The sequence below is a fragment of the Shinella sp. WSD5-1 genome (assembly GCF_963942435.1).
Taxonomy (GTDB): Bacteria; Pseudomonadota; Alphaproteobacteria; order Rhizobiales; family Rhizobiaceae; genus Shinella; species Shinella yambaruensis.
In genome coordinates, this window is the sequence record NZ_OZ012596.1 from 4371896 (window position 1) to 4386377 (window position 14482).

18 protein-coding genes are annotated in these 14482 nt (G+C 62.1%); 4 read left to right on the forward strand and 14 right to left on the reverse strand.

Going from position 1 to position 14482, the window contains the following annotated elements; genetic code table 11:
* The first annotated feature begins 626 nt into the window (after positions 1 to 626).
* A complete protein-coding gene (locus AABQ55_RS21495; protein WP_272806496.1) occupies positions 627 to 1010 on the forward strand; it encodes a hypothetical protein in 384 nt (127 codons plus the stop codon).
* Here AABQ55_RS21495 and AABQ55_RS21500 read toward each other — a convergent pair.
* The 5 genes from AABQ55_RS21500 to AABQ55_RS21520 all read right to left on the reverse strand — a co-directional run bounded on the left by AABQ55_RS21500 (position 988) and on the right by AABQ55_RS21520 (position 3111).
* The gene (locus AABQ55_RS21500) at positions 988 to 1329 is read right to left on the reverse strand and encodes a DUF1515 family protein (RefSeq protein WP_272806497.1); all 342 of its coding nucleotides are present in this window, start codon (positions 1327 to 1329) and stop codon (positions 988 to 990) included. The two genes, AABQ55_RS21495 and AABQ55_RS21500, sit on opposite strands and share 23 nt — an antisense overlap.
* 63 nt (positions 1330 to 1392) lie before the next feature.
* The gene (locus AABQ55_RS21505) at positions 1393 to 1698 is read right to left on the reverse strand and encodes a hypothetical protein (RefSeq protein ID WP_272806498.1); all 306 of its coding nucleotides are present in this window, start codon (positions 1696 to 1698) and stop codon (positions 1393 to 1395) included.
* Positions 1695 to 1886 carry a hypothetical protein gene (locus AABQ55_RS21510; RefSeq protein WP_272806499.1) on the reverse strand — a complete coding sequence of 64 codons (192 nt, stop codon included), beginning with the start codon at positions 1884 to 1886 and terminating at the stop codon, positions 1695 to 1697. The genes AABQ55_RS21505 and AABQ55_RS21510 overlap by 4 nt, the downstream gene beginning before the upstream one ends.
* Positions 1887 to 1888: 2 nt before the next feature.
* Entirely contained in the window at positions 1889 to 2650 is a 762-nt protein-coding gene (locus AABQ55_RS21515) for a hypothetical protein (RefSeq protein WP_272806500.1), read from the reverse strand.
* A 242-nt stretch (positions 2651 to 2892) separates the two neighbouring features.
* Complete coding sequence (locus AABQ55_RS21520; RefSeq protein WP_272806501.1) at positions 2893 to 3111, reverse strand: hypothetical protein; 219 nt, start codon at positions 3109 to 3111, stop codon at positions 2893 to 2895.
* A gap of 20 nt (positions 3112 to 3131) precedes the next feature.
* On the opposite strand from AABQ55_RS21520, the gene AABQ55_RS21525 reads away from it, so the two are divergent.
* The gene (locus tag AABQ55_RS21525) at positions 3132 to 3854 is read left to right on the forward strand and encodes a hypothetical protein (protein WP_272806502.1); all 723 of its coding nucleotides are present in this window, start codon (positions 3132 to 3134) and stop codon (positions 3852 to 3854) included.
* Positions 3855 to 3905: 51 nt separating this feature from the next.
* On the opposite strand, the gene AABQ55_RS21530 is transcribed toward AABQ55_RS21525, so the two are convergent.
* Complete coding sequence (locus tag AABQ55_RS21530; RefSeq protein WP_272806503.1) at positions 3906 to 4784, reverse strand: hypothetical protein; 879 nt, start codon at positions 4782 to 4784, stop codon at positions 3906 to 3908.
* A gap of 10 nt (positions 4785 to 4794) precedes the next feature.
* The gene (locus AABQ55_RS21535) at positions 4795 to 6462 is read right to left on the reverse strand and encodes a hypothetical protein (protein ID WP_272806504.1); all 1668 of its coding nucleotides are present in this window, start codon (positions 6460 to 6462) and stop codon (positions 4795 to 4797) included.
* Between the two features lie 63 nt (positions 6463 to 6525).
* On the opposite strand from AABQ55_RS21535, the gene AABQ55_RS21540 reads away from it, so the two are divergent.
* Together AABQ55_RS21540 and AABQ55_RS21545 are read left to right on the forward strand one after the other, a co-directional pair.
* Positions 6526 to 7287 carry a M10 family metallopeptidase C-terminal domain-containing protein gene (locus AABQ55_RS21540; protein WP_272806505.1) on the forward strand — a complete coding sequence of 254 codons (762 nt, stop codon included), beginning with the start codon at positions 6526 to 6528 and terminating at the stop codon, positions 7285 to 7287.
* Between the two features lie 26 nt (positions 7288 to 7313).
* On the forward strand, positions 7314 to 7493 hold the full coding sequence (locus tag AABQ55_RS21545) for a hypothetical protein (RefSeq protein WP_272806506.1): 180 nt from the start codon (positions 7314 to 7316) through the stop codon (positions 7491 to 7493).
* Here the strand turns inward: AABQ55_RS21545 and AABQ55_RS21550 are convergent, their stop codons facing one another.
* Genes AABQ55_RS21550 through AABQ55_RS21580 form a run of 7 tightly spaced genes read right to left on the reverse strand, consistent with a single transcriptional unit; the run spans position 7494 to position 14474 of the window.
* Positions 7494 to 9554, reverse strand: coding sequence for a hypothetical protein (locus tag AABQ55_RS21550; protein ID WP_272806507.1), 2061 nt, complete (start codon positions 9552 to 9554; stop codon positions 7494 to 7496).
* Positions 9554 to 10651: a hypothetical protein gene (locus AABQ55_RS21555; protein ID WP_272806508.1), complete on the reverse strand. Its 1098-nt coding sequence runs from the start codon at positions 10649 to 10651 to the stop codon at positions 9554 to 9556. The genes AABQ55_RS21550 and AABQ55_RS21555 overlap by 1 nt, the downstream gene beginning before the upstream one ends.
* A gap of 12 nt (positions 10652 to 10663) precedes the next feature.
* Positions 10664 to 11026: a hypothetical protein gene (locus AABQ55_RS21560; protein ID WP_272806509.1), complete on the reverse strand. Its 363-nt coding sequence runs from the start codon at positions 11024 to 11026 to the stop codon at positions 10664 to 10666.
* Between the two features lie 10 nt (positions 11027 to 11036).
* Entirely contained in the window at positions 11037 to 12251 is a 1215-nt protein-coding gene (locus tag AABQ55_RS21565) for a hypothetical protein (protein ID WP_272806510.1), read from the reverse strand.
* The gene (locus AABQ55_RS21570; RefSeq protein WP_272806511.1) at positions 12251 to 12655 is read right to left on the reverse strand and encodes a hypothetical protein; all 405 of its coding nucleotides are present in this window, start codon (positions 12653 to 12655) and stop codon (positions 12251 to 12253) included. Before AABQ55_RS21570 ends, AABQ55_RS21565 begins: the two co-directional genes overlap by 1 nt.
* Complete coding sequence (locus tag AABQ55_RS21575) at positions 12655 to 13017, reverse strand: hypothetical protein (protein WP_272806512.1); 363 nt, start codon at positions 13015 to 13017, stop codon at positions 12655 to 12657. Before AABQ55_RS21575 ends, AABQ55_RS21570 begins: the two co-directional genes overlap by 1 nt.
* Positions 13014 to 14474: a hypothetical protein gene (locus AABQ55_RS21580; protein ID WP_272806513.1), complete on the reverse strand. Its 1461-nt coding sequence runs from the start codon at positions 14472 to 14474 to the stop codon at positions 13014 to 13016. The genes AABQ55_RS21575 and AABQ55_RS21580 overlap by 4 nt, the downstream gene beginning before the upstream one ends.
* Positions 14475 to 14482 lie beyond the last annotated feature (8 nt).

Below are 14482 nucleotides of genomic sequence, written 5' to 3' on the forward strand. Positions count from 1 at the left end.
CGGCCTCGCTATTACCACTTACTACCACTTACTACCATGCACTCAGCCCGCCCTTCCGGCGGGCTTTTTCGTGCCAAGGCTGATGGCTTAGAAAGCCTTTTCTCCCGTTCTCCACCCTTCTAACAACTACCCTCAGAGCCATAGGCATCAATTAAGACGGTCCTGAGGAGGATCATCAGCGCCTGCCTCGATCCCGTCGAAGCCAAGCATCCGTGAAGTCCATATGCCCCGATAGCTCGGTTTGTTTTCCCGGCCGCTACCGGGCTGTGGTCGGCATCCTCCCGCTGGTCAGGCGGTGCAAATGGTACGCTGCCGATGTGGCCGGCGTATTCGTCAGGCCCTGAAACGCAAAAAGTGCCCCTCCATCCACAAAGGACAGAGGGGCATGGCTTAGACTGGCTTCGGCTATTGCCGTTCAATGCCGCGCCGCTGTGCAGCCTCGATGCGCTGAAGGATCTCGCGCACGACCTTGATGTCGCCGGCCTGCACCGATTTGAAGGTCATTGATCGCAGTGGCTGGCTAACTGGTCGCCGATGCATGAAAGTGCCAGCTGATGATCGTAGCATAGGGATTGATATTACAATAAAGCGTTCGGCTTCGGCCGTTGCCGTTCGGAGCGAGTAATTTGGTGGTTGAGAAGGTGACAGAGGAACAGATTCGGCAGGACTTGTTGGAAGCCAGAATCAAGCCGGGATCTGGCGCCAGAGCTGATCGCATTTATCGATCAGTTAAGGGGATTACAGACAATGGACGGGTATATCATGTGCTGACCGATACGCCTGAGCAAACGTTTGATACCTTCAGAGTTCTCGTAGATGATCAGATAATCGTTTCCTTTGAATTGGACCGGGATAGTTCCGAAGCGATACCGAGAGAAATTCAAATTTATTCAATAGAAGACTATAGGAAAGCGATCGGACCCGGCCTTGCGGAAGTAGAATTGCGAATCGCTGTCAAACTGGCTCAAGAAGAGCTTAGCCACATTTTTATCCGGTCCAACCGAGTCTAAGCGCCACCCACTTCCCCACTGTCGCCAGAGAGGCACCGAACGCAGCGGCGATGAAGACGATCAGCATTCGCATGCCAAGGAAACGTTCCCGCCAGCGACCGATATCGGCCGTGACAGGCTCGATCTTGTCCAGGCGGGTGCTGAGGCCTTCGAGCTTCCGGTCCAGGTCGTCGAGCCGCCTCTCCATGTTCTCGGACTTCGAATACTGCTGCTTGCGGTCGGATCGCGCTTGGTCCTGGTCGGCCAAGACACGGTCCATCTTGGCGTCAAGTGCGCCGAGCTGCTGATGAACCGCGGCGTCGATCTCCGGCGGACTCATTTCCAGCACCCCTGCCGGACGCCGTGTGCATTGTGGCCGGCAACGCCATTGGCGAACTGCCGGTCATTCATCGTTACGAACAGCGCCGTCTCCAGCTGCATGTTGAGCTTCCGCCAGCCGTCGCACGCATTCCCTTTCGTCGTCTTCGAGCAACCCGAGATGACGGCACAGGCCAGCAAGATCGGAACGAGATATCTCATCATCGGTGGCGCTCCTTTCGCGCAGGGCTTTGACGGATTGTTCAAGGGCGGCGACGGCAGCTTCCTGCCGCCCTTCGCGCTTGCCGAGATAGTGGGCGGCCGGCGTGGCGATCAGCGCACCGAGGGCGATGCCGCCGGCAATCTTCGCGGCATCGAGGAGGCCGATCACGTCGCCCACCCGAGCCGGCGCGCAGCGGCATAGGCCATCTCGACGCCCGCGCCGATGGCGAGGCCCAGGAGCGTCAGGATATCGGGATCTGCGCCAATCTGGTTGCCGAGGTCAGCGTCCAGCAGCCCGGCTGTGACCAGGGAGGCGGCAAGATAGCGCAGGGCGATTCGAGCGATGACGGCGGACATGGCTATTTCCTTCCAAAGAGACTGAGGATCGCGGAGATGAAAGCGGAGAAGCCGGAGCGCTTGGGGGCAGCGGCTGGTTCGGCCACAGGAGGCGCAGGAGTGGGTTTGGGCTCGAGGGCAGGCTGAGACGCCTTCCCGCTATAGCCAGCGTCCCGTAGCGCCTTTTCGAACGCCTTGGCATAGGTGGCGATCTTCGCCCCGTTGCCGGCCGTGTCGCCGTTCACGATGGCGCGGGAATTGTAATACTTGTAGCCCGGCACATCGGGGTTGCGGGTAACCAGATAGTCGTAGTCGGCAAGCTTCTTCCCGGTGAAGAGGCCCTTCTCCATGCCCTCGAATGTCGCGCGGACAGAGGTTTTCAGGTCCAGCGCCGACTCTTTCGAGAGACCCAGTTTGCGGTAGTTCTCCTCGTGGGTTACTTGGATAAGGCCCCTTCCGAACCACCCCTGACGCCAGTAGGGCTTTGACACCCACGGCAACTGGCCTTTGGCATAGGCGGTGTCGAGGCGCTTGATGACGGTGGCGTCGGAAGGGTTCCGATCCTTGCTGTGAGCGTAGACCGTTTCCTTGACGGGCTGCATCTGGCCGCCTGTCTCGTGGTAGACCTCCGACAGGATCGCGGCGAGGTGGAAGAGCGGCGTTCCTCGCCTCTGTGCCTCGTCGAGGATCGCCTCGCAGCCGTTGACTTGGCCTTGGGTGAGAGACGTGCCGAAGATGCCGGACGCGCGCTGGCGCACCGACGCATAGAATGCGCTGCGGTTCATGGTGTTTTCCTCGTTGGAACGAAAAAGGCCCCCGAGATGGGAGCCTTTGAAGTGGTTGATGTGAACGGGGGCGTCCCGCTGCGCCGCCCAATGCGATCAGCTAGCGACCAGCCGCAGAGCGCCTTGCCCTCGGATGCGGTCTAGATGTCCCCTGATCAACCCCGAGCAGTACTGGTGGCAACCGCGTTTCGTTTGGATTTGGGCGTGGCCCACTTCTAACGCACCGTCCGTACAAGAAGAAATTAGTCTAAGCCAAGAAGGCGGCTTAACTCAAACGCCGCCTCGTCGGAGTGGACTTGGGCGAGAACTTCGATGCTTTTAGGCGACGACTTCCTCGTCTTGTACAGGAAATAGCCTCCTGCGCCCTCAAATTGCGGATCCGCCATTCTTGCCTGTTCGCCAGTAAGCGGCGATAGTTTAAGACTGAGGTCATTGTCGAGAGTGCCGCTGTAGTAATTCATGAGCGTCCACCGAGGGTGTTATGGAAAAGAAAACGCATTCCGTTGTGAAAGACCCGACAATTCCAGTTCAATACCTTGCCGACTACATGTCTGCCTCGACTCAAGCGCGTCGAACGATAGTGCAGAAATCCAAGTACAAGTCGCTTGCCCGAACCTTTCAGCACCAGATCGCACGCAGGACGATATCAGATCACCTGCTTGAGGGGAATCCGCTACCTGGGGACCTTTCCAGCAAAGCTGACGACGTTCGTCACATGCTCGCGGATGAAGACTTCCAAGAGCAATTGTACGGCTATAACGCGGATTTCATTGAGGCATTCTCAGCAGTCTCCACCATGTTTGATTTGTCCGGATTTGATCTCATGGCGCCGCAAAATATAGGAAGCCCCGAGTACAACGGCACCAAGGTCAAATTCACACCAAGTTTGCTCACGTACCGAAAGACGAAGGTCAACACTCAGAAAGTCGGCGCAATAATGTACCGCTACGCAAAGGGCAGCCCCCTCTCTGTGGATGTCGGTCAATGGCAATCTGCCTTCATGTTTGGTTACTTAGCGGAGGCGCCCTTCATTGAGGAATCAAAGCCAGAGCAAAAGTTGTGCATGGTGCTTTGTGCGGTCGCCGGCGCCACGATTACCGCGCCAACGAATTCGATCTATCGCTTCAACGAGATGAAAGCTGCTTGCTCTGACATCGCTGAGAAATGGGCCAATGTCCCACCGCCGAATGGCGCGGTACTATAAAGTTCAAACTGAAATACTGCGGCTAGGTGCCGTCGCGCACGGAGGCGACGGTTAGCGAATGCCGCGGACGCGCAGGCAGCCGATGTTCAGCGTAAGGGAGCCAGAGGGCGGCACGATGCGGAAGCGCAGCGCCGTGATTGGCCGGGCCGAATAGATGTCGGGCAGTGCGAAATCCCGGAACGTCAGATCCTCGTTTCGCGGGTCCGATTTGAAGAAGATCGGCAGGTCGGCACTGTCAAGGTTGTGGACTTCCGCGAAGAAATAACGGTTCGTGGTGCCGCTGTTCGACCAGCGGACGAGCGGCGCGGCAACGTTGAAGTCGTACCACGTCGAGCCGTCGCCGACGCTCAGCCGGAAATTCGTCACGCCTGGGTTGCTCGTGATGCTGGTGAGGCTGCCTTCGATGACGAACGACCGATAGCCCGTATCGATGCCGGTAATGTCCCGACTGTCTCCGCTGGAGAGCGTCGTCGCCGTCTCCTCATGGATGATGTCTCCGGCGGCCGAGCCGAGAAAGAAGCTCAGCATGAAGTTGCCGTCGAAGACGCGAAGGATGGCGAGGTTTCCCTCCTTGACCGTCGCCGTCTCCTCCCCGTTCACGGTCTCCGAACCGTTCGGGTTGATCGTGACGTCGCCGCCGGAGGCGTAGATGTAGCACATCCACCCATCGGTGAGCGTTGCGGCGGCCTGCGTCGTGCACGTCGCGTCCGTTGTGAAGTCGAAGAGCTGGTTGTGATCGTCCTTCGTTACGGTGTACGGCGCGCTCTTCGCCACCCGGCGCGAAACGGCACCTTTTGCCGCGTGCGACATCACGGCGCGCAGCCCGTCATCCATGTTCGAAGGCCGCGCCGTGCCGAGGATGGAAATGCCGTTGACGTCCTGATTTTCCGCAGGCGTGGCGCTGTAGTCGAGGATGGAGGTTTTTGCCATCAGTAAAGTCCTACGCTATCTCTTGCCCTGTCTGCCTGAGAGCGCCCGCTATCGCCAAAGCTGCCCCCGAATATCCCGCCGAAGAGGCCGCCAGCGCCGCCTCCGCCGCCCAGGTGTCGCCGTCCTTGAAGAAGGTCTCGTGCCCGAACCGGTCGATGCGGGAAACAAGGCCGTCGCCAAGGTTGGTGATGCGCGAACCATCCGTCGCAATGCCGGTGGTGCCTTTCGGGCCACCCCACGCGCCATAGGCCGCCTGCGCACCGCGCCCGAGGTCATTCAGCGTGCCGACGCCGGCCCATGCCCCTTGCCCGCTCCGGTCGCCAAGCAGGCCACCGAGCAAGCCGCCCGGCTGCTGGTTGGCGCCGAAGGTCTCGCGGGCGAGCGCGGAGCCGATCAGGCCACCAATCGGGCCGCCGATTGCGGAGCCGGCAATACCGCCGAGCATGGACGCTCCGGCATTGCGAGCGATCCGGCCGAACCGGGAGGGCTGCTGCTGTGTGGCGTCCGGCGTCGTGGACACGGCCATGTCCTGTTCAACGACGTCTTCCGGTGCGGATATGGCCCCGGTCGTTACCGGCCCCTCAACCGTACCGACTTCTGCCGTTTGCGGCTCATAGGCCGGGAGATTGTCGATGGGATTGGCGAGCGGGTTGGGGCTCAGCCGGCCGACGCCGAGAACGTCGTTCGGATCGCGCACCTTCAGGCCGTCCATGCCGAGGATGCCGCCCTGCTCCATCGACTGGCCCATCTGACGGTATGCGTCAGCAAGGCTGGGTGTCGCCTGCTGTGTCGTCGGTGAAACGGCCTCTATGGCGGCGATAGCGTCGGTGACGCCCGCCTCGGGCTGGTAGGCCTGATAGGTGTGCGGTTGGGAAACGCTCTGGCGCGCCTGGTTCACCTCGTTCTGAAAGTTCGCCTGCGCTTGCATCTCCGCCATGTTCGGGACGGCCATGTCCTGCTGGCCAAGAATGCCGACGGCGGCGTCTCGCCGATCAAGCGCCGCCTGGTACTGGCTCGGGGAGAGATCGAGCGTCTGATAGTCGCGCTGCTGCGCCAGGAGGCCCGAGCGCAGGCCGGCCATGGGCGACTGTCCGGAGAGGTTCTGGAGACCGGTTCCCTCCGTCGAGCCCGCCAGCTGGCCATAGGCCTCGGTCGGCGTGACGGCGGGGGTCTCCAGACCGGAAGGCACGCCGGAGACAGCACCGAGGTCACTCAGCACCGAACCGGCGAACGGATCGCGCACCGCGAACTCCGGCGTTGGCGTGTTCAGCAATTGAGGCTGGCGAGCGCCCTTGCGGGTGACGATCCCCCGAAACTCCGGGTCGCTGAAATAGCGGTGGCTCGCCGTCTCCGTCTCATAGGCGAGCCGGCCGGGCAGATTGTCCACGGCCGCGGGCGTGGCGTAGTAGGTGGCGCTGGTCACCGGGCCGTTTGAAAGGACGTCCTGGATGGCCTGCTCTGCAAGATCCCGGTACTTCTCGACGCCGGCAGGCAGGCGCTTGCCATAGGCGTTGTACTGCGACCGGCTGAGGGCGATATCCTCGATGCTCTGGCCCGTCATCCGGGCGCGGTTCACCATGGATGAGAAAATGTGCCTCATGTCGTTGAGACGCTGCTCTGCGGTCTTGCCGCCGGCCTCGCCGAGCATGACGTCAATGACGGATTGTGCTGTTGCCATGGGTTCCTGTCTCGACTTTTGCGGTAATTGGTGGTTCCCTTTCCCGGTTTAAGGGAGGGCGCCATGGCTACCGTCGAAGTTCACAAAAATCGCTCGTTCGATATGAGCAAGCTCGACTACTCGACCATGCTCGACGGCTCGCACTATCTCTTCGACCAGTGGACGTACATCATTCAGCCGGGCGGCAACGTGACCGAGGAGTTTCACGGATACGGCTTCGGCATGAATTCCAACCGGGACCTGTCGAAGGGCGTCGTCACCAGCTACGAGGCCTACATCAAGAACATCAAAGTGGTCTCGATCGAGGGAGTGAGCATCAAGGCCGCCGAACTCACCGCCGCCGCGAAGACCGTCACGCTGAACGATGACTATGCCGTCGTCGCCAAGATGCTGAAAGGCAACGACACGATCACCGGCGGCGACAAGGCCGACGTGCTGATCGGGTATGCCGGCAAGGATCAGATCACCGGTGGCAAAGGCGCCGACGATCTGTGGGGCGGCAGTGGTGCCGACACCTTCGTTTTCAACTCCGTTTCGGATTCCACGGTCAGCTGGCGCGGCCGGGATACGATCTACGATTTCCGCCAGGTCGAAGGCGACAGGATCGACCTGATGGGCATCGATGCGGACACTGGCAAACGCGGAGACCAGTTCTTCGAGTTCATCGGCGACAAGAAATTCTCGAAAACCGCCGGGGAACTCCGATACGAGAAGAAGCTGGGCGACACTTTCATCCATGGCGACGTGAACGGCGACGGCAAGGCCGACTTCTCGATTGTCCTTGATCCGCTCGTCAACTTGAAGGACAGTGACTTTCTCCTTTGACGTTTGGCCGCAGACGAATGGTGCACATGAAAAGCCGCCTTACCCCAGAAGTCCTGCTTGGGATTTTCGCCGTGGCCATCGGCGGCCTTTATGCGCGCGGTCACATAGCACCTGAACTCACGGTGGATTTCGCGCTTTTCTGCCTCTTCGTTGTTCTCTTGCTGTGGTTCCTATGGCCTTCGCGTCGAAATAAAACAGATGCCTGACTACTCTGCGGCGATCCCCGCAGGCGCCGCAATGGCAAGCGCACGGGCGACGAACGCCTGCACCGCCTGACGCTTCTGTTCCGCCGAAATCTTCAGCTGGTTGATGCGCTGAAGCTCGTTGATGACCGCCGCTTTCGACTTGGCCGATCCAGCCATCAGCCGTTTCGACACCTCGTCCGCCACCGTCGGTGTCATTCCGCCAAGCATGCGAAGCCGGGAGCCGATGAACTGCAGCGTGGCGTTCACCGGTCCCGTCGTGATCAGGTTCCGCGCCGTGTCGACGCCCTCCTGAAGCCCGCCAGCCTCCGCCATGTCGATCGCCTGCCGAACCGTCGTGCTGTTGCCCGTCACGGCCTGGTAGGTGGCCCGCTTGCGCGCCTCGCTGATGATCGTCGAACGGAATTCCCGGAACTTCTCCGGGCTCTCGAACAAGGTTTGCAGGTTCCGCATCTGCGCCGGGCGCGAGAAAATGCGCAGGATTGCGTTGTTCGTCACGCCGGCCTGCTCGATCTGGTTTCGCAGGGTTTCGGCCGCTCCGATGCGGGCGCTCGCCTTCTGCGCCGGCCCCATGTCGGCCACGGCTCGTTTCAGGGCTTCGGGAGACATGCGGAACACCTCCCGGCCGGTCTCCAGCGCATCGTCGAGCGCGGCTTTGCCGGCCCATGCACTTCGGGCAGCTGCATAATCGGGGTTCAGCTGGTCGACCTCAGCCAGCATCCGGTTCTTCAATCCGACCAAGATTCGGCCTTCGTTCGTCACCTTCTTGGTGATGCTATCCGTCTCGCGCGCGATCATATCGTCCATGGCGCGCTTGATGTAATCCCAGCCGCGCGTGTCCGGCACGCGACGAACCACCTGGCCGTTCTGCGTAATGTTGACGAACATCTGCTTGAACGGCACCTGCTCGTTGCCCGCCAGCTGCTCGGCATGCCGAAGTGCCGACTTGCCGGCAGGCGTTTCCAGAATACCCTCCAGGGTCTTGCTGAAGTGGGTGGGCCGCGCATAGGCGCGCCGATAAAGCGGACCAGCCGCCTTTTCCGCCGCATCCGCGATGGCGTCCTTTGCAGCCATGTATCCGTTAGGGTCGGCAAATGTGCGCGAAATCGCCGCCTTCAGCCGGTCGCCCTGACCGAACTGGCGGAGCGTCAATTGGGCCTGGACGCGGTCTCGGGCTTTTCCCGGGATGTTGGTCGCAGTCCGAAGTAGGCCGCGCGCGCTCTCGCCGCCGACGTCGGCAAGGTTTAGCCCCTCGCCGGCCGCCATCCGCCGGCCCGCCTGGTCGACCGGCATGCGGCTTGTAACGCGCTCCGCCACCTTCTCCACGGCATAGGCCCCGGGGTTCGTGCGAGCCCGCACCGCGTCCATGAACGGCTTGGCAACGGCGCGGCCGACGCCAGCGACGACAGGCACGGCGGCACCGAGCCCGCCGCCGAGCAGAGCGCCCTCTGCGATGTCCGCGTCATTGCCCGCTGCCGAGAGTCCGCCATAGGCCGCGCCCTCAGCGCCCATCAGACCGGCGCGGGCCGCGATACCCTTCGCGCCCTCCATCGCACCCGTACCGAAGCGTCCGGCCAGCGTGGCGCCGCGATTGGCGAGCGCGACCGGAGTAGCAATCAGTCCGCCGAACTCCGCTGCCGTTCCCGCATACCCCGCCCGATCCCGCGCGCCCTGCGTTGCCTGACGCATTGCGGCGAGCTCTTCATCATAGGACTTGTCGGTGAACGCGGCGCGCGCGGCGGCTGCGGCCTTGTCGCCGAAACCCATGGTCATGCCATTGGCGGCGAGGTCGACGAGATCACCGGCCGCGACGATCGGCTTTTTCCATTCCGGCATCTGGTCGTACCGGACCTGCGCCAGGCTATCGATCGAGGCGTCCCCGAGCTTGGTCGACATGCTCGACAGATCGGAGCGGAGATCCTGCGACTGCGCGCTTTCGGCCTGCGGGACCTCGCCGAGCTGAGAGGCGATTTCGTCCACGGTGGCGTTCTGCTGTTCCGGCGTGAGGCTCAGGAAGCTGTCATCCACCTGCACACGGCGGCCGTTGATGTTGAGTGTCGGCATTACGGTTCAATGCTCCACTGGACGCCGGCAGACGTGCGGTTGCCCTTCTGGGCCTGTCCGCCACCCGGCTTGTAAAACGAACCGCCGCGCAGGCTCTCGGAGCGCTGGCGATTGAATTCAAGCCGGCGCTCCGCAAGAGCCTTGGCACGCTCCAGGATGCCGAGGCGGACATTTTTCGGGAGACTTGCCGAGCCCTGAATTTCCATCAGGATCTTACGTTCACCCTCGGTGGGCGCAGCGCCGAAAATAGACTTCAGGCTTTGAAGCGCCTGCCCGATCACCAGGTTGTCGTATTCAGCCGTGGCAGCCGAGCTTTCCGGCGAGGACACGAAGTCGGGGAGCAAGATATTCGGCAAGGCGTTGCCAAACGCGCCGCGCGTGCTGGCGCCGAAGCCCTGATTGGCCTTGTCATTGATGCTGATGGCCTGATCCAGCGCCGTGATGGCGTTCTCGTTGGCCGCCACCATGTCGTCGGCCTCAAGGATGGCCTTCTTGTCGGTGGCGGTAAGCGGCGACTGGTCTTCGCGCGGCATCTTCCCGGTGAGGATGAACGACTGATAGGCCGGATTGTCCGGCGTCAGGCCGTTGGCCTCGGCGGCGGCGCGGCGGGTCTCGTAAGGATCTGCACCGGTGTTGCCTGCCCGGCGTTTGGACGCCTGATAGTCCATGAACGAGCCGCCGAACCCCTGAGACTTCGCGTATTCATACTCGTCCGCCACTGCCGGCAGCTTCTTTGCCACGCCGCCAGGAGGGTCGATCCAGTCACCCGTGTTCTCGTTGAACACTCTGCCACCCACGGCCATATAGCTCGGACGCTGCGCCTTCAGCTGGGCCTCCTTGTCGGCCAGCTGCTGCTTGTAGTGCAGCGTGAAGGCGTCTGCCGGCGACAAGAGGCCAGCCTGGACGGCCTGAACCAGTTGCGGGTTGCCGTTGCCAAGCATCTCCATCGTCATGTTGCGCTGGCGAGCTTCCTTGCGCGCCCCGATGAGGCCCGTCGCCGCATTGCCAAGCTGCTCCTGCGTCGAGCGCCCGGAAAGCAGGCCGGCGCTGATCGCCATGAGGGCGTCGGAATCAAGGCCGAGAAAGCCGTTTGCCATCGTCATCGCTCCTCAAAGATGTCCCTGCTGCTTGAAATACTCCTGCAGCGCGGCAAGTTGCTGGTCCCGGTACGGAGAGCCATAGAGCATGCGCGCCCACTGCTGCATCGCAGGATCAAGCTCCGTCTCGCCGGTGACGCCCGGCTTGTCGCCCGTGGCCGTTCCATCGCCGCCGAGCGTTGGCGTGCCCGGCATGCGGATCGGATCGTAGATCTGGTTCAGGTAATTCCTCTGCGCGAGGATGCCGCCGCCGAAGCCGTTGTTCATCTGCTTGGCGAGGAGGCCGAGCTGACCTGGAAAGCCGGCGGGGATCGTGTCGCCCTTGCCGGGCTTGATCGGGCGGCCATAGGTCTCGTCGGGACGTTTTCCGGGCATGTCGATCTCCTTAAAGTCTGAGGGCGCCGGGCCCGCCAGTGCCACCGCCGCCGCCGAACAGGCTGGCCAGCAGGCCGAAACCACCAAGGCCGCTCAGGATCGGATTGCCGCTCGGGCCGGAGGCCGTGACGTTCTGCGTGCCGAAGTTGCCGTTCAGGTTGGCGACGTTGAGCAGCTGGCCGATCTGGTCCCAGGGGCTGTTGTTCTGCGAGTTGAAGATGCGCAGCTCGTCATTCTTGAGCCGCGTGGCCAGATCCTCATTCATGCCGCCGATCTGCATCAGCGTCTGATATGGCATCTGCGCGATGTTGTAGGCGTTCTGGATGTTGCCGAGGCCGGCCTGTCCCGCGTTGAACAGCTGGCCGTTGGCGTTCAGCAGATTGCCGAACTGGCGATCGATGTTGTCGATGCCGACCTGTCCCATCTGCATCAGGTTGTTCGCCGCGCCCTGCATCGTGCCGTAGGCATTCGTCATGTTGCCGACGCCTGTCTGCCCGCCGGCAAAGAGATTGGCGTTCGCCTGGTCCCGGCGGTTCTGCCAGTTCTTGTATTCGTCCGACATCATGCCCGCGGCGAGATTGCCCGTCGTCTTGCCAAGGACACCCTGATGCGCACCCGAGCCGTACCGGCCTGCCGCCGCCGCGCTGAGGTTGACGCTGTCGCCGGCCGCATCGAGGGCACTAGAAAGCACCCGCTGGAAGTTCGGGTCGGCGTTCGGATCGAACTGCGACGTTGCCGTGGTGCGGTAATTGTCCATGGCGAGACGCTGGTCATCGGTCAGGCCGCCACTGTTCAAAAGGCCCTGGAAAATCCCCTGATTGTCGTCGAAGTTGCGTCGGATCGAGCCAAGCGCCTGCTGCTGCGACTGGTTGAAGCCGCCGTTGCCGAGCATGCGCATATAGCGGTTTTCGGCATTGTCGGCCGCCATGTTGAGCCCGCCAAGGGCGTTCCGCTGGTAGGAGTTGAAGCCGCCGTTGCCGATGATGTTCTTCATCTGGCTCGTCAGGCTCTTGCCGGCGCTGCCGTTGGCGAGGGCTTCAAGGCCGCTCATCCCCTTCATCGTCTGAAGCGAGTACGGGATGACGGTCGATCCGGTATAGACCTGAGAACCGAACCCGTCCTTGTAGAGCTTCAGCGCGTCGGCGAGGCCCGTCTTCAGGAGGTCTTGCGTCGGCTTCCACGGCTCGGAACTGGTCGTCTGGGTTTGAGAGCTTCCACCGGGCATCAGACATTCACCTCGTAGGTTCGGTAGACTTCGCGGGCGCCGGGGAAAATAGCTCCCCAACCGGCTCGTCCACTCGCGGTAATGGTTTTGGCGCCGCCGGTACGGGCGGCATCGACGGCGAAGGCACGGGCCGCGTCCGCCCATCTGCCGACGCCATCGCCGGCCAGGCACAGGCACCGGAAGACAATGCCGGTCGGCCAGCTGTAGAATTTCCAGACGGAGGCCATCAGCGGCCGCTCGCCGTCGTGCGCCACCATGAGATAGGCTTCTCCCGAAAGGCACATCTGGCGCAGGACAGGCTCCGTCAGGTCGCATCTGTACCGGTCGCAGGCCCGCTGCATCCGGGCCTCGAAGATGGGCCAGATGTCGTCCACCTCCTCGGGAGAGGCAAAGGCGACAAGCATCAGCCGGGGCCGATGCTCTTGAGGTTGGCGTGATTGCGGATGTGCACCGCCGTGACATCGATGCCGGCCGCGCTCGCCTTCACCCGGAGGAGGCAGCCGGCCGGGATCGGCAGATTGTGGTCGGTTAGCAACAGGTAGTCGTGCGCCGCCACAGGCTTTTCGTGCAGCACGTAGACCGAGGAGCCACCCTTGTCATAGATCAGGTCCACATCGATGCTGCCGGCCGTCGTGTTGGTGAACATGATGCTTTCGAGCGTGGACGTGGAACTGGTGTCCGACGTGACGAGATCGATTTCGCTCGTATCAGCCAGGCTGACGGACGACACGACACGCTGGCCAGTGGTTTGCGCATAGACGGTCATGAGAACGAGGCCCTTTCGCCCATCATTTCGATGGTGGTTGCCGTCTTCCATTCCTCACCGGCGGGAATGTCCACCTTCAGCTTGATCATCCGGCCGTCGCCGCGAATGCCGCAGAACCGCGTCCGTGGCGACGGCGTGACCGGATTGCGCCATCGGATGCCCTGTCCTTTGAAATCCGAGGTGCCGAGAGTCATCGTGTAGTTCACCGCGTCAGAATCCAACCGCGCGCCGTTGACAAAGAAGCGGTCGGGATCGGTTGGCGAAACCTCGGCGGTGTAGAGCGTGGCAGGCAGGTTCTCGCCAGACATGAAGGCGAGCCGGCCTGACGTCGATATGCCGCCGAATGTCGGCTGGCCCGACTGCCAGAAGCGGCTATCGAAAGGCACGTCTACATCGTCGATCGTGTTGAAGAACTTCTCCATGCCGTCGATGGTGACCGAGGGCGTTGCGACCGTGGCGAGCGCCTGGAACTCGATGTCGGAAAAGCACCACCGGTCCAGCATCCAGTTATAGCCGAGAAGGTAGTTCTTCGTGTCGCGCGACCGGAACCGCCACCAGATCACCTGTCGGAACGGATCGACCGAGGCATCCATGTCCTCCAGATAGTCCGTGTCGACCGTCTCGCTGAACCACTTGTTCAGGCGCTCCGAGCCGATGGCATTGTTGCCCCGGTAGAAGCCGCTCGGGCTGTAATAGACATAGTCGTCTTGTCCGATCTGGGCCACGGCATAGGGCGCCGCAAGGCCGCGTTCCGTCGTGATGTCCGAGAAGGCAAAGACCCACCCCGTTTCGAGGGCGAACCGCATGGCGCGGATGGCGGAGCGCATGAGGATGATGGCGCCCCCCGTCACCGGAATGCCGTTGAGGACGTCGCCGCCGACCGGCATCACCTGCGAGCCCGCACCGTCCTCGCCCTCGGCCCATTGCTCGGTATCGTTGATGCCGCACCACCTGACGAGGTCCGGCTGACCGTCAACGCCGAGCGCCACGACGAAATCACCGACGACCATCAGGCTCTTGCAGACCGGCGGCGATCCGGCGAGGTTAGCGAATTCGGTATCCGACCCGAGATCATAGACCTGGATGGGATCAACGCCGTTCGTGGCAAGCACGCGGCTGCCGAACTGGACGAACGACCAGCGCAGCGATGAGGAATAGTCGCTCGACGTGCGCGTCACGTCCTCCCAGATCAGATCCGTTTCGTTGAAGAGGTAGAGCTTCGTGGCAGTGCCCGCGAATGTCGCCGTCGTTCCCGCCGCTGTACGGGCATGAAACACGCCGGTGCAGCCCGCAATCGCGTCGATTTCGCCTTCCTCAACCTCTGTCGGGATGATCTCGTTCAGCGACGGCAGGGGCCCCCATCCGTCCGCAATCGGCAGAGCGTTGACGACGACATTCGCCGCGGCGACGTTGTAGGTGGCCTTGTCCGGCTCGAAGGGCGAGAGAGGGATTTTCATCCTAGAAC